Source organism: Aliivibrio fischeri ATCC 7744 = JCM 18803 = DSM 507 (assembly GCF_023983475.1).
Taxonomy (GTDB): Bacteria; Pseudomonadota; Gammaproteobacteria; order Enterobacterales; family Vibrionaceae; genus Aliivibrio; species Aliivibrio fischeri.
The window spans coordinates 1,981,839-2,001,105 of record NZ_CP092712.1; the positions used below are offsets into that span (position 1 = coordinate 1,981,839).

Sequence of the window (19,267 nt, forward strand, 5' to 3'; positions counted from 1 at the left end):
TAATGCCTCAATTTTCTAAAATGGCTTTTTGTTCTACTTGTTCTATTTCTGTCTGATTCGTTTGTGCTAAAAATTCAGACACTTTTTTCAAATCTCGTGTTCTTGGTATTGGTGGCAAACTTTGTAAAAAAGTCGAACCATAAGGACGAGTCACTAAGCGATTGTCACAAATCACCAATACCCCTTTATCTTTGGTATCTCGAATAAGACGCCCAACACCCTGTTTTAAGGTTATCACCGCATCAGGGATCTGCACTTGAGAAAAGGCATCCCCACCGCTTAATTGACAATCTTCAATACGCGCTTTTAATAGCGGATCGTCCGGTGCCGTAAAAGGTAATTTATCAATGATAACACAGCTTAAGGCATCACCTCTAACATCAATACCTTCCCAGAAAGCTCCAGTTGCAACCAACAATGCATTACCCAGTTCCATAAACTCTGTAAGTAACTTTTGCTTAGTGGTTTCACCTTGAACTAATACTGGTAAATCAAGTGTTTGCCTAAAGAGTTCAGCTAAGTCTCTCATCATTTGATGTGATGTACATAAAAAGAAACAGCGACCTTGGTTTTGCTTAATAACCGGTTCCAATAATTCAACCAACTTAGGAGCAACACCATAGCTATTTGGCTCAGGTAAAAATCGTGGTACGCATAATAGAGCCTGTGATTGATAATCGAATGGGCTTGGTAGTGAGAACTGTTTTGTCGGCTCTAACCCTAAACGTTGCGTAAAGTGTGAGAAATCATCATTAACCGCTAACGTTGCCGATGTAAAAATCCACGCGCCCTCTTTTTCTGCCACTTGCTCTTTGAACTTATCAGCAACCGACAGTGGCGTTATATGTAAACTAAAATGTCTTGGGGTACATTCATACCAATATGAATAGCCACTTATTGTAGTATCACATACACGCTCTAAACGATTTTTCAATAACGTGCATCGCTCAAAAGCTGCATCCAACAATTGACTGCGACCTAAAGCTAGTTTTAATACATCATAAGCAAGTTCAAAGGCATCATTGATGCGCAAAATTTCTCGTTGAACCGCTTGTGATTTTATTGCCTCTCGCCAATTACCTCTAAAGCTGGTATCCCCTAAAATAATACGTAAATCCATTGCGGAACCAGCTAAGCGTTCTGCCACTTTTTGTAATTGACGCATATCTCTTGCTTCAGTGCGATAACCTATTTCAATGTCTTTTGCTAATTCGGTTAATTGGCGACTTGATAAACTTTGCCCAAAATATTGACTCGCAATATCAGGTAACTGATGGGCCTCATCAAAAATAAAAATATCCGCCTCGGGGATCAATTCACCAAATCCCGTTTCTTTAATCGCCAAATCAGCAAGAAATAAGTGATGGTTAACAACCACTACATCCGCATCAAGGGCTTTTTTACGCGCCTTAACAACAAAGCACTCTTCAAAGCTTGGGCACTCTTTACCTAAACAATTATCGTTAGTTGATGTGATAGAAGGAATGATTGGACTATCTTCAGCAATCGCTTCACAGTCACCTAAATCTCCCGTTTTGGTTTCAGAAGACCAAGTTCTTACTTTAACTAATTGCGTCAGTAATTCCGGGTCCGCTTGAGGGGTATGGCTTTCAATTAATTGACGATTCAACCGTTCAGGACATAAATAATTTGAACGACCCTTTAACAAAGCCACCTGGCCATAAAAACCAAGAGATGACACCATTAATGGCAAATCACGATGGAAAAGTTGTTCTTGAAGGTTTTTTGACCCAGTACTAATGATGGTTTTTTTACCACTAACCAGAGCAGGCGCAAGATAAGCGAACGTTTTCCCCGTCCCCGTTCCTGCTTCAACGACTAATTGAGTACCATTTTTAATTGCATCATGAACAGCATGAGCCATATCCAACTGGGGTTGACGAGGTTGAAAGCCGGGAATGGCTTTACCTAATGCACCTGATGACGAAAAAATCTTGGCAATCATATCAACCGATATCCATCGTGAATAAAAAAGAGAAAGAGATTATGCCAAGAAACCAGAAGAAACTAAACGGGAAGTTTGTACTGAATCGAAGCTAATTTACTCCACCTAATAATACTAAATTCACTTAGTGTTTTGATTTGATATGGTAAAAACTCCTTTACGCTCCCTTCTTTTATCGGTAAAAGAATAAGGTGAATAAAATTAATAATTACACTATGTAAGCACGAGAGATAAAATGGAAAAGAAAATACTATTAACGGATTGCCCTGATTCTCGTGGGCTAATAGCAAAAATAACCAACATTTGTTACAAACATCAGCTAAACATTGTTCATAACAATGAATACGTTGATAACGTAACAGGTCAGTTTTTTATGAGAACTGAGCTAGAGGGCATTTTTAATGATGTCACTTTCCTAGCAGATATTGATGAGGCACTCCCATCAGGAAGTCATCGTAAATTGGTGACTGAACCACGAAAAAAAGTGGTTATTCTCGTCACTAAAGAGGCACACTGTATTGGTGATATTCTTATAAAGGCCTATTCTGGCGCGATGAATATCGATATTGCTGCTGTTGTGGGGAATCACGATGTCTTAGGTGGGCTCATTGAAAAGTTTGATATCCCTTTTCATCATGTATCTCATGAAGGGCTATCACGCGAAGAGCATGAAGAGAAAATGCTTGAAGTGATTAACTCTTATGAACCAGAATACGTTGTATTAGCAAAATATATGCGTGTGTTAACACCAAACTTTGTTGCTCAATTCCCTAAAAAAATCATTAACATCCACCACAGTTTCTTACCGGCTTTCATTGGGGCAAAACCTTATCAGCAAGCTTATGACCGCGGTGTAAAAATCATTGGTGCCACCGCACACTTTGTGACGAATGATTTAGATGAAGGCCCAATCATTAAACAAGATGTTATCCCTGTGGATCACAACTTTAGTGCTGAAGACATGGCAATGGCTGGTCGTGACGTAGAAAAATCAGTATTGAGTAAAGCGCTAACAAAAGTATTAAACGATCACGTTTTTGTTTATGGCAATAAAACCGTTATTCTTTAACGGCTGAAATAAAAAACGGCGATCATGATGATCGCCGTTTTATTTTTAATTCATGGTTATTGAGCCGCAATAAACTCTATTGCGTATTTATTAAATTCTTTCGGTCTATCAATATTACACACATGCCCACATTCAGGGATTTGTAATAACTGACTGTGTTGATGAACTGCCACCATCTCTTCCACTGGTTTCATGAACAAATAATCATTTGCACCCATCAAGTAAAGTGTTGGAATCGCTAATTCTTTATCTTTAAAGTAACGCATTAACGGATTCACATCAGCAGCTAATTTAAACCAACGCTTAAACTCTTTTTGGCACAATTTTTTAGCTTCACGAGTGAACACATGTCGAGACTCTTTTTGGCTTTTTTGTGGCATCACCACATAAGAAAACAACTTATAAAGCCACATATAAGGCATGATATTCTTTGTCATATCGCCCATTTTGATCAAAAACTGAGAGCGAAAATTAAAACGAGTAATCGCTCCAGCTAATACCATTGAGCTCACACGATCTTGTGCTAATTCAGCTAAGTTTCGAATAATAATCGTACCAAGAGACATACCAACAAAGTGCGCAGATTTAATATTAAGATGATCAAGTACATCTAAAATATCCTGACTTACCACTTTAAAAGAATACTGTTTATTGATGAATTCTTTGATTTGAGAGAAATGGTTCGAACGTCCATGACCACGTAAATCAATGAGCAATACATTAAAATTCTTTCTAAAAGCAGCGATTTGCTTAAACCATGTTGTTGAGCTTCCACCCGCACCATGGACAAACACTACCCACTTAGAGCTCGATTCATGCTCATAGGTTCTATGGAATAATAAAGACTCAGACATCCTTTCAACTTCATTCAAAATTTACGTTAACATTGACTATAGCATTTCAAATAGAAGATGAATACTTCACACTGCATTTCCCATCACAGCATTAATATATTCATACAAAAATAATCTAACTATCTGATTTTAAAAAATCAATAAGAGTGATTACTCTATAGTTATCTATTTTCCCTGCTGCTCTTTTCTAAACTGTTCAGGAGTTACTCCCGTATGTTTACGAAACATCTTAATAAAAGAGGAACCTTGGCTATAGCCTAATTGATATGCAATTTCATTGATTGATATAGCATCTTTTAACAACACCATAGCCTTCGCTAATTTAGCCCTCTGACGCCAATCATTAAAACTCATTTTCAACTCTTTTTGAAAGCGCCTTGCCAAGGTTCTTTCAGTACTAAATACCCGCTTTGCCCATATTTCTAAACTTGAATCATCAGCAGGATTTTCTTGTAGTTGCATTAAAATAGGCGCTAATAATTTATCATCCGTAAAAGGAAGATAGTTTTCTATTGGATTGGTTTTTGATAAACGCTCTATCAGAACATGACTTAAATATTTATCTTCTGTCGTAAGAACTGCTGTAGTTTGACGCGCGACAAGATCATCAACTATAGCCCTTAATAATGGCGTTAAAGGAAACATACAAGCGCTCGTAGGTAGCTTCTGACTCAATTCAAATTCAATATTAATCGCACAATATTCAACATCATTATGATTAAACGCACGATGCAATAAATGAGCTGGCGTCCAAATAGCATAATTGGCAGGACAAAACATTTTTTGCTTATCCACTTCCATTTCAAGTCGCCCTTGCTTAATCAAATGTAACTGACCCCAAGGATGTGAATGCGATAACGTTTCTGTTTTTGCCTCAAGGAAAAAATAATGAAAAAACACATCCGTTGGCAGACTTTCATCTAATTGAGGCAGGAATTTTTTATCTGTCATGTTCGCTATGTTAGGTGTCCTAAATGGCATACAACTCTGCTCGCTATTGATGTGACAATTCTATCAATTATTTCTGATAGAGGTTTTTATGACTATCTTCTTCCCTATTACAGCCGTATTTATCTGGGCGACGAATGCCGTGATAAGTAAACTCGCTACCGAAGCAATCGAACCTGGTGCTATCGCATTCTATCGCTGGTTTTTTGCTATATTTATCTTGCTGCCTTTTTGTATAAAACCGGTATGGCAACAAAGACAACAGATTAAAGTTCACTTAGGAAAGTTAACCATACTGGCTTCATTAGGTATGGTGCTAAACCAATGCCTTGCTTACTACGCCGCTCATACAACAAGCGCAACCAACATCGCTGTCTTTTTATCACTGATGCCTTTATTTGGATTATTCCTAGCCGTTCCTTTATTAGGTAATAAACTTAAAAAACAAGCGTTAATTGGCGCTATCATTTCGTTTTCAGGGCTTATTTATATGCTAAGTGAAGGAAACCCAATGAACTTATTATCAAATGGAATAAAACAAGGTGATGGCTTAATGTTTATCTCAAGTTTGGCTTACGCTTTATATTCCGTTTTACTTAATAAATGGAAACTACCGTTGGCACCTTGGACCTCCGTTTTTTGCCAAGTCGTTATTGGAGCTGCACTTCAGTTACCTTTATTACTAACAAGTGACTCTTATATGATCAGTCATACCGCGCTGCCTATGGTTCTATTTGCTGCTGCTTTTGCTTCTGTTATTGCACCATGGTGTTGGCTGCAAGGCGTACAAAGGATTGGGTCTTCACAAGCTACGTTATTTATGAATTTAGTGCCTGTATTTACTGTAATAGTCAGCTTTATTTTTCTGGGTAAAGTTCCGACTTGGTATCACTTAATTGGAGGAAGTGCTGTACTTACTGGCTTACTCTTGGCTCAAGTCAAAATCACATCAATGCAAACAGCACTCTCAGAAAAAGTCGTTTAATGTCAGGTAGCACAAGCAATCATCAAAGAATATGCACCTCTAATATAAAGAGGTGCATCACTTTTATTCAGTCAATTCTTTAACCGCAGAAATCAGCGCCATCAGTCCTTTTTCTACTTTTTCTCTTGGACAACCTAAATTCAAACGGACAAAATATTTTCCAACCTCACCATAGGTACTCCCTTGCATTATCGCTACCTTATGTTTCTTAATAAGACACTGATTTAGTTTATCCATATCAATAGAGAGCGAAGAGAGATCAATCCAAGCAAGATAAGTTGCATCTGGAATTTGGTAACCAACGCTCGGTAACTGTTCTGCTAAGGTTTGTGCAACATAATGATGATTTTCATAAAGATAGGTTTTTAATTCGTCTAACCAAGGCGCTCCTTTTTGATACGCCGCCATTAAACCAATAACACCAAGGATCGATGGTGATGATAAGCCATCCACTTGCTTAAGATTAAACAGGTAGTTATCTCGTGCAGGTTCTTCTGCAATAAATGCATAAGCTCCATTTAGTGCAGGGATATTAAATGATTTTGATGCTGAACTGACTAACGCCCAACGTTCCCCTGCACCAAAACCCTGCCAAGGCGTATGAGGCTTAAATGAAACATCCATGTGGATCTCATCACTAATCACAGCAACATTATGCTTTTGACACAACGAAGCCATACGAGTTAATTCTGCAGATGTCCAAACCCTTCCCGTTGGATTATGCGGGCTACATAGAAGCAAAATCGTATTATTTGGATCCGCTAACTGTGTTTCAAATTGCTCCCAATTAATCTGATAACCAGAGTCTGTAGCTTGCAACTTATTAGCGACGATGGTACGCCCTAACCCTAGAATCATTTTGTCAAAAGCATCATAAGCAGGAGTATGGATAACCACCCCTTGATTCGGTTGACTCCATTCACGTATTAATTGAGAGACGATATAAATAACGGAAGGCCCATACACTAGATGCTCATCATTAAATTCAGCATCAAAACGGCTCTTAAACCAATGGGTAACCGCATTTTTAAAATCACTGTGATTCCATCGACTATAGCCAAACACAGGGTGATTAATACGAGAGTTTAAGGCTTCAATCACAGCAGGAGGTGCTGCAAAATCCATATCCGAAATAGTAAATGGAAGCAAATCCGCTTCCCCAAATCGGTCCTCAACATAGTCCCATTGAGTGCAGTAACTGCCTTTACGATTAATTTGTTCAGAGAAATTGAACATAGATAAATACTCCCAAAAAACAAACCAGAAATAGAAACAAAAAGAAAAAGCGGAGTTAAATAAACTCCGCAATGAAAACCAACCTAAACATAGATTAACAACTGATTTAGATTGGCATCGTACTAAGCTGGCGTTGCCATTAATGATTGAATTTCATTTTTAACCATATGAACTTGAGTACCAATAACCACTTGTAAACTGTGTTCATCAAGCTTCACAACACCAAGAGCACCGTAAGCCTTTAGCTCAGCATCATTTACCAATCTCATATCAGCAACGGTTAAACGTAAACGTGTAATACAGTTATCAAGTGAAGTAATGTTTTCTGCACCACCAAGAGCCGCAAGGATTAACGCTCCTTTACCACCTTCAGTAGCTAGGATCGTTTCAGCTTCAGCCGATACAGGAACTTCGTTCGTTTCACGTCCAGGTGTTTTCAAGTTAAACTTAAGAATCGCAAACTTAAATACGAAGTAGTAAATAGTAAACCAAACGCCAGCAACAACAGGAACCAAGTACCATTTCGTTGCAGTACCTTGAAGTACACCAAAGACTAAGAAATCGATGATGTTGCCATCAGTATTACCAATAGTGACATCTAACATCCCCATTACCATGAAACCTAAACCAGTTAGCATCGCATGAATAAAGTACAGGACAGGTGCAACAAATAGGAATAAGAATTCAAGAGGCTCAGTAATACCACCAACGATACAAGCCACAACACCAGAGATTAATAACGCTTTAATTTTGCTTCGATTTTCAACTTTAGAACAGTGGTACATAGCTAGAGCAGCACCAGGAAGACCACCTAAGAAGGCTGGCATCTTGCCTTGAGATAGGAATGCTGTCACAGATGGTGTAAAACCTTGTGTGTCTGGACAAGATAATTCTGAGTAGAAAATATTAAGAGCACCAGATACCGTGTCACCACACACTTCCATCGTGCCACCCGCTTCTGTGAATCGAATCAGCGCAACCAGAATATGATGAAGACCGATAGGAAGCAGTAAACGCTCACCAGCACCAAATAAGAAAGGTCCGAAATCTCCTGCACCTGCTATCGCATAACCAATACCGTTAATGCCAGCTGCAAAATAAGGCCAAATAAAAGGAACAAGCAGACCAACAACGCCAAGTGTAATTGAAGAGATAATTGGAACAAAACGAGCGCCACCAAAGAAAGCTAACGCATCTGGCATTTTAAATGTGTAGAAACGAGTATGCAGTTTCGCAACAATAATACCAACGATAACGGCACCTAAAATGCCCGTATCAATAGATTCGGTACCAAGAATAGACGTTACGCCGTATGACTGACGCAGAGCTTCACTATCTAGAGCTCCTGTCACAGTTAAATAGAAATTAATTGAAAGGTTAAGTGCGGCGTAACCAACTAAACCTGAAAATGCCGCAACCCCTTTTTCTTCACGAGCTAATCCCATTGGAATCGCAATCGCAAACATCACTGGTAAGTAGATAAAAGCCACTAAACCAATTTTTGTCATCCAAATAAAAATATATTGAAGAATAACGTTATCAAAAAAAGGCATTGCTTCTTTTAACGCTGCACTAGAAAAAGAACTCCCGATACCAAGAAGAATACCCGAAAAAGCGAGCAAAGCGACAGGAACCATAAAGGTCTTACCTAAACTCTGTAAGAACTCCCACAGAGTAGTTTTATTAGCTTTTTGTTGCATAGGATTTCTCCATTAAATAAATCAAATAGACAACTGGAGGTAATTCAACAGCTTTAAATTTGTTGAGTACGCTTTCGTATTTATCGACACAATACACATGATAAAGACTTGGTAAAACGTTTTACCACTTTTCCTGTGATCACGATCGATATAATTTTTCAATTTATATATAAATGCTATAGAATGAGGAATCTAAAGAAGGTTTTGTTAGGTGAAACGTTTTATCAAAGACAACTAAAAGAAGAATCATGATAAATAAAAAAGCAAATATAAAGGATGTCGCTGAACGTGCAGGGGTTTCTGTAACCACGGTTTCGATGGTGCTAAGCGAAAAAGGACGCATATCTTCTGATACGATTGATAAAGTGAATCAAGCCGTACAAGATTTGGGTTATATAAAAAACCGCACAGCCTCTAACCTACGCTCACAAAAGTCGACTTTAATCGGCCTAATCTTACGCGACATCAGTGATCCTTATTATGCGGAAGTTGCCGCAGGAATAAGTGAAGTCTTAGAAGAAAAAGGTTATATGCTTTTTCTTGCTCAATCAGGCACAAGCCAAGAAAAATTTGATCAATGTTTAGCAACCATGATTGCTCAAGATATTGGTGGAATCATCTTCTGCCCTATTCGTGATTCAGGGATCCCAAACCTTGATAAAGTTAAAAACGTAGGCCTTCCTATTGTTTGTGTGGCTCGAGCTAAAATAAATCAACAGATCGATTTCGTTGGTCCTGATAATATGCAAGCGGCTAAAATTGCTACTGAATACCTTATTAAACAAGGCCATCGACAAATTGCTTATGTTGGTGGACAAAGTGATTCTTTAAGTCGTGCTGAGCGTTTAGGTGGCTATTGCAGCACCCTAATGCAGTTTGGTTTACCTTTTAAACCAGAATGGGTTGTTGAATGCGATAAAAGCCAAACCGCATCAGCAGAAGCCGTGAATCAATTGATGAATAAGAACCCTAAAATTACCGCTATACTTTGTCACTATTCATCAACAGCTTTTGGTGCAGTATATGGCGTTAACCGAGCGAATCGCAGTGTAGGTAAAGATAACTACATTGGACAACAAGTTGCGATTATTGGATTTGATGATGTGCCTGAAGCTGAACTAATTCAACCATCACTTACCTTTGTATCTTCTCCAATTCGGGATATTGGTCGCCAAGCAGGCCATCGTTTAATTAATCAAATCAATGATAAAGACAGCGTACCTCAAAGCTTAATTTTAAGCCCTGAGTTAATTGCTCGTAATTCTGCATAAATAAAAAAGTATAGCTTGGGTTATTAATGGGAATAATATTAATAACCAAACAAATACATTGATATTAATGTAATAACAAACTAACGTGAAATCTCAACTTCATTTTATTAAGGATAATATATGAACAAACTGGTTTTAATTATTTTATGTGTATTACTGCCACCACTTGGTGTTTTCTTTGCCAAAGGTGTCGGAAAAGATCTTCTTATTAATATCATATTGACGCTTTTATTCTGGATTCCTGGAATGATCCACGCACTGTGGGTCACAACTCGATAGCACAAAATAAAAAGCGAAGCCTATGATTGGCTTCGCTCTTACTTAAAAATATATTATTGCAAATTAAGCCGCGTTTGATTGCCATTTCTTACGCAATATTTTTGCCGCATTCACCATGTTTTCAAGCGCCACTTCTGTCTCTTTCCAGTTTCGGGTTTTCAGACCACAATCAGGATTAACCCACAAACGCTCTACTGGTATTTTTGCTGCCGCGGTTTCAATGAGGTCAACAATCCACTCTTGGCTTGGAATATTGGGCGAGTGAATATCATACACACCCGGTCCAATTTCATTTGGATAGTTGAAGTCTTCAAACGCTTTCAATAACTCCATATTTGAACGAGAGGTTTCAATCGTAATCACATCCGCATCTAACGCCGCTACTGATTCAATAATTTCATTGAACTCGCTATAACACATGTGAGTATGAATTTGTGTTTCTGATTTAGCACTGGCCGCTGAAATCTTAAAGGCTTCAACTGCCCAATCTAAATACGCTTTTTGATCGCTTTTCTTAATTGGCAACCCTTCACGAATCGCAGGTTCATCAATTTGAATAATATTAATACCCGCTTGCTGAAGATCAGAAACCTCATCTCGTAATACCAAAGCTAGCTGCTGTGCGATTTCTTTACGTGTAATGTCTTCACGAGGGAACGTCCAACCAAGAATAGTTACCGGGCCAGTTAACATTCCTTTCATTTGTTTGGTCGTTAACGATTGAGCGTATTGCGTCCAACTCACTGTAATAGGTGCTTCACGCTCAATATCAGCCACCACGATTGCTGGTTTTACACAACGAGAACCATAACTTTGCACCCAGCCAAATCGTGTTGCTTGAAATCCATTTAGATTCTCAGCGAAATATTCAACCATGTCATTACGCTCAGCCTCACCATGTACCAGCACATCCAGATCCAAACGCTCCTGACGCTCTACTGCATCAGCAATATGTCCTTTCATTGCGGTAACATAATCTTGTTCATTCAACTTACCCGTTCGATATGCACTGCGTTGCTGACGAATATCTGAGGTTTGTGGAAAAGAGCCAATCGTGGTGGTTGGTAATAATGGTAAGCCCAGCTTTTCAGCTTGATACTGTGCTCGAACAGAATATGCTTCTGCACGCTCGGCTAACGCTGGCGTAATAGCAGCTAAACGTTGCTGTACTGCTGGCTTATTAATGTGCTCCGCACTCTCACGCTCACGCAGTGGTTGACTGTATTGATGACAAGCTAAAATCGCATTTTGATTGCCATCTAGCGCATCTGCTAACAGCGTCACTTCTCTTAATTTTTGCTTAGCAAACGCAAACCATTGCAGCGTTTCTTTTGATAGTTCCGTCTCTTGATCTAAATCGACGGGGCTATGCAATAATGAACATGAACTTGCAATCCATAACTTCTCACCCAACACATCTTTTACTGGCTGCAGTTTTTCATGCAAACGTTCTAAATCAGCACGCCATACATTACGGCCATTAACGGCACCGACGGATAATACCCACTCTTTTGGCAGTGCACTCACAATCGCATCTAACTGGTCAGGAGCCGCAGAAACATCAATATGTAAACCATTTACTGCAAGTTTTGTGATTTTATCTAAATGATGCTCTACGCCGTCAAAATAGGTGGTTAAAAGTAATTTCACATCACTTTGAATCACTTGATAAGCTAATTTAAAAGAGTCCGCCCATGCTTTTGGTAATTCTAATGCGAGAATTGGCTCATCAATTTGAACCCATTCAACCCCTAACGCACTAAGTTTAGAAAAAATAGCTTGATAAGCGGTCAATAGACGAGGCAATAATGATAAACGATCAAATCCTTGTTCAACCTCTTCATCATTCACTTCTTTCCCTAACCAAAGGTAACTAAGTGGGCCTAATAAAACAGGCTTAACGTTATGTCCTTGCTTTTGTGCCTCTGCAATCTCATCAAAAAGTTGTGACCAACTCACATTGAATTTATCGTTTTTAGAAAATTCCGGCACGATGTAGTGATAATTGGTATTAAACCACTTGGTCATATCCGATGCGGCTTCACCACAGCCACAGCTGTTTTGAGATTGACCACGCCCTACTTTAAATAACGTATCTAAATCAGGGAAACCGTTACTATGACGGGCTGGCACATGCCCTAAGAGTAAACTTGTGGTTAATACATGATCGTACCAAGCAAAATCACCCGCAGTCACAAAATCCAGCCCTGAAGCGGATTGATCTTTCCAGTGACGTTGGCGTAATTCACTGCCTACGGCCAATAGTTCTTTCTGCTCTATCTCGCCACGCCAATATTTTTCCTGAGCAAACTTTAATTCTCGCTGAGCACCAACTCGTGGATAACCTAAAATATGAGTTACGGTTTTTGTCTTCAATTCTGTTGTCATTTGTCTAATTCCTTTAGCCGTTTGGATGGCTAAACAATGACGTTTTTTTTCTAACTGTACAATTTCTAATCTTTCACTTTGATTATGAATTATATTCAACTAAACAAATTTCTATTTAAATCGATTAACTTTATTTAGCCGTCTAGATGTTTACTTTGTAGCCTTTTCACTTTACTGTGAAGATAATTGAACTTACTCAAACGGAACTTGAGGAACAGTAATGATTGAATTAAAACATCTAAAAACCTTAACCACATTGCGTGATACAGGATCATTAACCGCAACAGCAAACGCTCTTCATCTCACTCAATCAGCGTTATCACATCAGCTTAAAGATTTTGAAACTCGTTTAGGCAGCAGCGTATTTTTACGAAAAACACGTCCAGTAAAGTTCACCTCTGAAGGCGAGATCCTATTAAAACTCGCCGATGATCTTTTACCTAAGTTAGCAAAAGCGGAATACGAAATTGCCAGTTTGAAAGAAGACTTACACGGACGATTACACATGGCAATTGAATGTCATTCTTGCTTTCAATGGTTAATGCCTGCCATTAAAGAATATCAAGTAAGTTGGCCAGAAGTAGAATTGGATTTTTCATCGGGTTTTGGATTTGAGCCTTTACCTGCTTTGGTTAATGGCGATTTAGATCTCGTTATTACCTCTGATATTCAGCCACGCAGTGAAGTGCATTATGAACCATTATTTGATTTTGAGATGCGTTTAATCATAGCAACCAATCACCCGCTCGCCAATAAAGACAGTATTGAACCAAAAGATTTATTAGATCAAACCATGTTGACTTATCCAGTGCAAAAGCAGCGATTAGATGTCGTTAAGCATTTCTTATCACCCAATCATGTAGAACCTGCAAAATGGAAACAAGCCGAAAACACATTGATGTTAGTACAAATGGTATCAGCAGGTTTAGGAGTAGCAGCTCTACCAAATTGGGCTATCAGTGAGTTTTCACGACAAGGACTAATCGAGAGTAAACCGTTAGGGAAAGGATTGTGGCGAAGATTGTTCGCTGCCGTTAGAGACAGCGAACATGATAAAAAATATTTACAAGCATTTTTCTCTACTGCGAAACAGCAGAGCCAGAGTCATTTAGTTGGGATTAAAATGACTTAAATTGATTTGTTAATGGGTCATACTGGTAACCCAAACTACTGAGCTTGTCTTGAACTCCTTGTGTATCAAGCTCATACATGCTGGATAATTCTTCTAGACTGTGGCATTCCAAGCGCAATTTTTCATTTATGATGCCGAGTAGAATCCCACTTTCTAGGCCATGTGCGTTGCTTAAATCCAATCTATACCCTCCATGTTGCTTAAGAGACAAACTTAGATTAGACCAATTTTCGAACAGAATGTTTGCTCTATCTCACAAAAAACAACTGAAACTGATAATAACCAGAAATAGCCATAATAATGTTCGCTATTAGCAAAAATTGCCACTTGATCGCCTGTTGTTTAAATAAGTGATAAGTCCAAAAACCAATACTTAATAGCATCAAACCTAAAGCAATCGCTAACTTCACTGCCATACGATCTAGAAAGATCTCATGAACACTTAATGTTTGGCAAAGTAAAATCACAGCCATAATGATACCGCCAACGATACCACTAATTGGTAAAATCTTATGGAAGGCTTGTAGACGAGTACGAGCAAGAGTTAAAAGCAGGTGAGCAAATAGAGCACCAAAAATAAATGGACCGATTAACGCATAAAATAATTGAGTAAAGGACCCAGAACCAAGTGCTAAATTAACAAAACTTGCAGCGGCAAAACCATTGGCTAATGCCAAAACAATCAGTGGCCCTTTATCTCGTGTTTTACCCGTTTTTACACTTAAATAAAAACCAGTAATTGCGATTGCAGGAATAAAATTCATTGCAAATATCGGCGCGTAAGTCATACCAAAACCAGCAATCGCACACCAACCTAAAATCAGTGCAGGCAACCACTTATGTACGCGACCACGTTGACCTGGGCAAATATCTCCTTTATGCAAAATGATGGTCAAAATAATTTGAGCACCAAGCAAAGCAGGAATAAGGATATATTGCATAGTTTGAAATAACATAATGAAGTTCTATTTACGGAATTTGAATCAAGCTAGTATAAACGCTATTTTCCCTTCGTCTAGTCACGGTTAAAAAACAACCTATTCTTATTAAGATCTCAAAAATACCTTGCTTAATTTCAAGTTTTTATCCTTTTGTTACAATAAAAATAACAATTATTCATCGCACTATTAACAGAATTGTTTTTTGTTTGTTTTAGATCATATAGATGCAAAGTATCAGATGTGCCACAGATAAAACTTAGGTAAATTTGTGTGATGAAATGTGTAAGAAGATGTTTGTAAATTACACAATTTTTGAATATTTGAAACTTAATAGAGGGAAATTCCATGTTGGAGTTATTAATTGGTTTAGTGATCACCATATTTGTTGGTTACTTTATCGTAAAAGGATATAAAGCTGCAGGCGTATTACTGACAGCGGGTTTAGCACTGCTAATTATTGCAGGTCTTTTAGGTCATTCAGTTCTTCCTGCAAAAGTAACGGCTACAGGTAGCCTATTAACCGATGCGCTTGAGTATGTAAAATACATGCTTCAGTACCGTGGCGGCGGCTTAGGTATGCAAATCATGCTTCTTTGTGGTTTTGCCTCTTACATGACTCACATCGGTGCAAATAATGTCGTTGTTAAGCAATTTTCAAAACCATTAGCATTCATTAAATCACCTTACATTCTATTAGTTGCTGCTTACATCGTAGCGTGTCTAATGTCTCTTGCTGTAAGTTCTGCTACAGGCCTTGGTGTTCTATTAATGGCAACCCTATTCCCGATGATGACGGCAATGGGTATCTCACGCCCTGCAGCGGTTGCAGTATGTGCATCACCAGCAGCAATCATCCTTTCACCTACATCAGGTGACGTTATTGTTGCAGCAGAGAAGTCAGGTTTACCACTTCATGTTTTCGCAGTTGAAACCGTACTTCCTGTATCTATTTGTGCAATCATCGTGATGGCAGCAGCCGCTTTCTTCTGGAATAAATATCTTGATAAGAAAGAAAACACACCAATGGAGAAAGTCGATATTTCTGCAATGGAAGTGAACGCACCATCTTACTATGCGATTCTTCCTTTCTTACCAATCGTAGGTGTTTTCCTGTTTAACGGCGAGACAATCCCTGGTCTATCTTTAGATATTTACACTATCGTTGTTGGTTCTATCTTTATTGGTGCGTTAGTTAACTTTACGACCAATAAACTGAACGGTAAAAAAACATTAGAAGATTTAGAATCTTGCTATGAAGGTATGGCTGATGCATTTAAAGGCGTAGTTATGCTATTAGTTGCTGCGGGTGTATTTGCTCAAGGTCTAATGTCTGTTGGCGCAATTGATAACCTACTTCACTTAGCTGATAAAGCAGGTGCGGGTGGTATGGCTCTAATGCTTCTACTAACGGGTTTAACCGTTGCTGCTGCTATCGCAACAGGTTCTGGTAATGCTCCTTTCTACGCATTCGTAGAGCTTGCACCTCAGCTTGCTGGTAAAATGGGTCTTAGCCCTGCATTCCTTATCATTCCAATGCTTCAAGCATCTAACCTTGGTCGTACTATTTCACCAGTATCTGGTGTTATCGTTGCGACATCTGGTATGGCAAAAATCAGCCCGTTTGAAGTGGTAAAACGTACATCGGTTCCGGTTATCTGTGGCTTAATCACAGTAATCATCGGTACTATGGTTCTTGTTCCAATGTACGCATAATACGTTAAATCGATAACTTATTGAAACGCCAGTAATTCAACGTTACTGGCGTTTTTTTATCTTTCAGAATAAATAGGCTGGTAGGCATTTTCCTTACAAACAATTTACCTAATGCTCACGCAAATCTTATAAATTAACGATACATTTGTCTTATCAATATTTATAACCATACGGACACATACTAATGATTAAAGATACGGCTATCATTTTCGCACTTTCCTTTTTAGCCATTTCTATCACCTATTTATGTCGTTTATATATGTAGTTCAACGACCACTAGAACTCCCTTACTCATAATGAGGGCTTTCTTTTCTGGTTAATCCCCCCTCAAATCGGTATAATTCGGCCTCCAAATTCTGAGGTGAACTAATGCACAACGTAACTCCAATTAATCAATACCCGAAATTCTGGGCAGAATGCTATGGAACGGCTCCGTTTCTACCAACCTCTCGTAAAGAGATGGAACAATTAGGATGGGATAGCTGCGACATCATTATTGTTACCGGAGATGCATATGTTGACCATCCAAGTTTTGGTATGGCGATTATTGGACGTTTACTTGAATCTCAAGGCTTCCGTGTTGGTATTATTGCTCAGCCTAAATGGGATAATAAAGATGCGTTCATGAAGCTAGGAAAACCAAATTTATTTTTTGGTATTACTGCTGGCAACATGGATTCAATGATCAACCGCTATACATCAGATAAAAAACTTCGCCACGATGACGCCTACACGCCAAATAATGAAGGCGGAAAGCGCCCTGATCGTGCTGTTCTTGTATACTCGCAGCGTTGTCGTGAAGCTTTCAAAGACACACCGATTGTTTTAGGTGGTATTGAAGCAAGCTTACGCCGTTTAGCACACTACGATTACTGGTCTGATAAAGTTCGCCGCTCAGTATTATTTGATGCAAAGGGTGACATCCTTCTTTTTGGTAATGCTGAACGTGCATTAGTGGAAGTTGCTCATCGTCTTGCTAATGGCGAAGACGTAAAAACAATGACAAACATTCGTGGTACCGCAGTGAATTTACCTGCTGAACCTGAAGGCTTTAAGATCATTGATTCATCGCGTATTGAAAAGCCAAGCCAAGCCGTCTTTGTTCCTCAAAATCCTTACGAAACGGAAGAACAATGTGAGAGCAATAAAGCGGACGCTAAAGAAGACAAGCCGCAAGTTATTACCGTTCGCCCATCACGACATGACGCAAAAACGACGGCAGTTCGACTTCCTCCATTTGAGAAGTTAAATAATGACCGTATTCTTTATGCTCATGCTAGCCGTGTTATGCATTTAGAAACCAATCCATACTCTGGACGTGCGCTAATTCAACGCCACGGTGACCGTGAATTATGGGTAAACCAAGCGCCTATTCCACTCACAACAGAAGAGATGGATTTCGTGTTTGATTTGCCTTTTGCTCGTGTTCCTCATCCAATGTACGGAAAAGCAAAAATCCCTGCATACGACATGATTAAAACATCGGTCAATATTATGCGTGGCTGTTTTGGTGGTTGTTCATTCTGTAGTATCACAGAACACGAAGGTCGCATCATTCAAAACCGTTCAAAAGAATCCATTTTGAACGAATTAGAAGAAATTCGCGACAAAGTACCAGGGTTTACCGGTACGATTTCAGATCTTGGTGGCCCAACAGCCAACATGTATCGTTTAGGCTGTTCGGTACCTAAAGCAGAAGCAACGTGTCGTCGCCCATCATGCGTATTTCCTAAGATCTGTGAAAAGCTGAATACTGATCATAAACATACAATTGATTTATATCGTGAAGCACGAAAAGTAAAAGGCGTAAAAAAAGTCTTAATCGCATCAGGTGTACGTTATGATTTAGCGATTGAATCTCCTGAATACGTTCGTGAATTGGTAACACATCACGTTGGTGGTTATCTAAAAATTGCCCCAGAACATACTGAAAAAGGCCCATTAGATTTAATGATGAAGCCGGGCATGGGAACGTACGATCGCTTCAAGTCTATGTTTGAAAAATACAGCCAAGAAGCAGGCAAGAAACAATATTTAATTCCTTACTTCATCTCAGCTCACCCAGGAACAGAAGATGAGGATATGCTTAATCTTGCTCTTTGGCTTAAGAAGAATAATTTTGAATGTGACCAAGTTCAGAACTTCTATCCATCGCCTATGTGTAATGCAACATCAATGTATTATTCAGAAACGAACCCATTAAAACGCGTAAAATACAAAAAGCGCGAAGATGTACCAGTCGCTAAAGGTGAACGTCAACGCCGATTACATAAAGCGTTACTTCGTTATCATGATCCTAAAAACTGGAAGTTGATCCGTGAAGCGCTTATCAACATGGGTAAGAAACATTTAATTGGCGATAAGCCGAACTGTCTTGTTCCTGAAGAAGATTTAGATGCTCAAACACCAGCAGAACGTCGTCAAACTGGACGTCATGGTGCCAAACGCTTTGCGACTAAACATACGAAAGGCCAATTTGATGGTGATCCACGTACGAGCAATAATAACAACCGTAACGGAAAAAATAATCGTAATGGGAATGCACATTCAGAAAAGCCAACATCAAGCGGTAAGAAAAATGGCGTTCGCAACGGTTACTCTAATGGTAAACCAAGCAATAATGGCAAACCAAACGGCAATAAACCGTCAGGTTCAGGTCCTAAACGTAAGCCAAAACATCGTTAACGGATAATACCAATCGTAGTAAATATAAAAAAAGCGAACCACAATAATGAGGTTCGCTTTTTTATTATCTAATATATTATGTGATGGACTAGAGTATCAC

At 38.9% G+C, this 19,267-nt stretch carries 15 protein-coding genes; 7 read left to right on the forward strand and 8 right to left on the reverse strand.

Features of this window, described 5'->3' with window-relative positions; genetic code table 11:
- Positions 1 to 7: 7 nt before the first annotated feature.
- Positions 8 to 1,966, reverse strand: a complete 1,959-nt coding sequence (locus AVFI_RS09120; protein ID WP_065598266.1) for an ATP-dependent DNA helicase — start codon at positions 1,964 to 1,966, stop codon at positions 8 to 10.
- Positions 1,967 to 2,201: 235 nt separating this feature from the next.
- On the opposite strand from AVFI_RS09120, the gene purU reads away from it, so the two are divergent.
- Positions 2,202 to 3,035 carry a formyltetrahydrofolate deformylase gene (gene purU, locus AVFI_RS09125; RefSeq protein ID WP_017020112.1) on the forward strand — a complete coding sequence of 278 codons (834 nt, stop codon included), beginning with the start codon at positions 2,202 to 2,204 and terminating at the stop codon, positions 3,033 to 3,035.
- Between the two features lie 56 nt (positions 3,036 to 3,091).
- On the opposite strand, the gene AVFI_RS09130 is transcribed toward purU, so the two are convergent.
- Both AVFI_RS09130 and AVFI_RS09135 read right to left on the reverse strand, forming a co-directional pair.
- Positions 3,092 to 3,889, reverse strand: coding sequence for an alpha/beta fold hydrolase (locus AVFI_RS09130; RefSeq protein ID WP_005420070.1), 798 nt, complete (start codon positions 3,887 to 3,889; stop codon positions 3,092 to 3,094).
- Between the two features lie 165 nt (positions 3,890 to 4,054).
- Positions 4,055 to 4,840 (reverse strand): AraC family transcriptional regulator, encoded by a 786-nt coding sequence (locus AVFI_RS09135; protein WP_017020111.1) that lies wholly within the window; start codon positions 4,838 to 4,840, stop codon positions 4,055 to 4,057.
- 88 nt (positions 4,841 to 4,928) lie between these two features.
- Between AVFI_RS09135 and AVFI_RS09140 the strand changes: the two genes are divergently transcribed.
- On the forward strand, positions 4,929 to 5,822 hold the full coding sequence (locus AVFI_RS09140; RefSeq protein ID WP_155662949.1) for a DMT family transporter: 894 nt from the start codon (positions 4,929 to 4,931) through the stop codon (positions 5,820 to 5,822).
- Positions 5,823 to 5,885: 63 nt separating this feature from the next.
- Here AVFI_RS09140 and AVFI_RS09145 read toward each other — a convergent pair whose 3' ends face one another.
- The gene (locus tag AVFI_RS09145) at positions 5,886 to 7,058 is read right to left on the reverse strand and encodes a MalY/PatB family protein (protein ID WP_054775355.1); all 1,173 of its coding nucleotides are present in this window, start codon (positions 7,056 to 7,058) and stop codon (positions 5,886 to 5,888) included.
- Positions 7,059 to 7,180: 122 nt separating this feature from the next.
- A complete protein-coding gene (gene malX / locus AVFI_RS09150) occupies positions 7,181 to 8,758 on the reverse strand; it encodes a maltose/glucose-specific PTS transporter subunit IIBC (RefSeq protein ID WP_005420079.1) in 1,578 nt (525 codons plus the stop codon).
- A 248-nt stretch (positions 8,759 to 9,006) separates the two neighbouring features.
- On the opposite strand from malX, the gene AVFI_RS09155 reads away from it, so the two are divergent.
- Positions 9,007 to 10,029: a Mal regulon transcriptional regulator MalI gene (locus tag AVFI_RS09155; RefSeq protein ID WP_017020108.1), complete on the forward strand. Its 1,023-nt coding sequence runs from the start codon at positions 9,007 to 9,009 to the stop codon at positions 10,027 to 10,029.
- Positions 10,030 to 10,149: 120 nt separating this feature from the next.
- Positions 10,150 to 10,308, forward strand: a complete 159-nt coding sequence (locus AVFI_RS09160; protein ID WP_005420081.1) for a YqaE/Pmp3 family membrane protein — start codon at positions 10,150 to 10,152, stop codon at positions 10,306 to 10,308.
- A gap of 63 nt (positions 10,309 to 10,371) precedes the next feature.
- On the opposite strand, the gene metE is transcribed toward AVFI_RS09160, so the two are convergent.
- Positions 10,372 to 12,696, reverse strand: coding sequence for a 5-methyltetrahydropteroyltriglutamate--homocysteine S-methyltransferase (metE, locus tag AVFI_RS09165; RefSeq protein WP_054775354.1), 2,325 nt, complete (start codon positions 12,694 to 12,696; stop codon positions 10,372 to 10,374).
- 220 nt (positions 12,697 to 12,916) lie between these two features.
- Here metE and AVFI_RS09170 point away from each other — a divergent pair, with 220 nt between their 5' ends.
- Positions 12,917 to 13,828, forward strand: a complete 912-nt coding sequence (locus tag AVFI_RS09170; RefSeq protein ID WP_155662950.1) for a LysR substrate-binding domain-containing protein — start codon at positions 12,917 to 12,919, stop codon at positions 13,826 to 13,828.
- Here the strand turns inward: AVFI_RS09170 and AVFI_RS09175 are convergent.
- Entirely contained in the window at positions 13,815 to 14,009 is a 195-nt protein-coding gene (locus AVFI_RS09175; protein ID WP_005420090.1) for a DUF4250 domain-containing protein, read from the reverse strand. The two genes, AVFI_RS09170 and AVFI_RS09175, sit on opposite strands and share 14 nt — an antisense overlap.
- 67 nt (positions 14,010 to 14,076) lie before the next feature.
- Positions 14,077 to 14,784 carry a hypothetical protein gene (locus AVFI_RS09180; protein WP_017020105.1) on the reverse strand — a complete coding sequence of 236 codons (708 nt, stop codon included), beginning with the start codon at positions 14,782 to 14,784 and terminating at the stop codon, positions 14,077 to 14,079.
- Positions 14,785 to 15,114: 330 nt separating this feature from the next.
- Between AVFI_RS09180 and dcuC the strand changes: the two genes are divergently transcribed.
- Both dcuC and AVFI_RS09190 read left to right on the forward strand, forming a co-directional pair.
- Positions 15,115 to 16,482, forward strand: a complete 1,368-nt coding sequence (gene dcuC / locus AVFI_RS09185) for an anaerobic C4-dicarboxylate transporter DcuC (RefSeq protein ID WP_005420093.1) — start codon at positions 15,115 to 15,117, stop codon at positions 16,480 to 16,482.
- 369 nt (positions 16,483 to 16,851) lie between these two features.
- Complete coding sequence (locus AVFI_RS09190; protein WP_054775340.1) at positions 16,852 to 19,167, forward strand: YgiQ family radical SAM protein; 2,316 nt, start codon at positions 16,852 to 16,854, stop codon at positions 19,165 to 19,167.
- The last annotated feature ends 100 nt before the right edge of the window (positions 19,168 to 19,267 follow it).

What these genes read in the sequence shown, in the direction of transcription:
- AVFI_RS09190 (WP_054775340.1), top strand. Translation starts at nt 16,852, where the DNA reads ATGCACAACGTAACTCCAATTAATCAATACCCGAAATTCTGGGCAGAA.
- metE (WP_054775354.1), bottom strand. Translation starts at nt 12,696, where the DNA reads ATGACAACAGAATTGAAGACAAAAACCGTAACTCATATTTTAGGTTAT.
- AVFI_RS09155 (WP_017020108.1), top strand. Translation starts at nt 9,007, where the DNA reads ATGATAAATAAAAAAGCAAATATAAAGGATGTCGCTGAACGTGCAGGG.
- AVFI_RS09170 (WP_155662950.1), top strand. Translation starts at nt 12,917, where the DNA reads ATGATTGAATTAAAACATCTAAAAACCTTAACCACATTGCGTGATACA.
- AVFI_RS09140 (WP_155662949.1), top strand. Translation starts at nt 4,929, where the DNA reads ATGACTATCTTCTTCCCTATTACAGCCGTATTTATCTGGGCGACGAAT.
- AVFI_RS09160 (WP_005420081.1), top strand. Translation starts at nt 10,150, where the DNA reads ATGAACAAACTGGTTTTAATTATTTTATGTGTATTACTGCCACCACTT.
- AVFI_RS09145 (WP_054775355.1), bottom strand. Translation starts at nt 7,058, where the DNA reads ATGTTCAATTTCTCTGAACAAATTAATCGTAAAGGCAGTTACTGCACT.
- purU (WP_017020112.1), top strand. Translation starts at nt 2,202, where the DNA reads ATGGAAAAGAAAATACTATTAACGGATTGCCCTGATTCTCGTGGGCTA.
- dcuC (WP_005420093.1), top strand. Translation starts at nt 15,115, where the DNA reads ATGTTGGAGTTATTAATTGGTTTAGTGATCACCATATTTGTTGGTTAC.
- AVFI_RS09135 (WP_017020111.1), bottom strand. Translation starts at nt 4,840, where the DNA reads ATGACAGATAAAAAATTCCTGCCTCAATTAGATGAAAGTCTGCCAACG.
- AVFI_RS09120 (WP_065598266.1), bottom strand. Translation starts at nt 1,966, where the DNA reads ATGATTGCCAAGATTTTTTCGTCATCAGGTGCATTAGGTAAAGCCATT.
- AVFI_RS09130 (WP_005420070.1), bottom strand. Translation starts at nt 3,889, where the DNA reads ATGTCTGAGTCTTTATTATTCCATAGAACCTATGAGCATGAATCGAGC.
- AVFI_RS09180 (WP_017020105.1), bottom strand. Translation starts at nt 14,784, where the DNA reads ATGTTATTTCAAACTATGCAATATATCCTTATTCCTGCTTTGCTTGGT.
- malX (WP_005420079.1), bottom strand. Translation starts at nt 8,758, where the DNA reads ATGCAACAAAAAGCTAATAAAACTACTCTGTGGGAGTTCTTACAGAGT.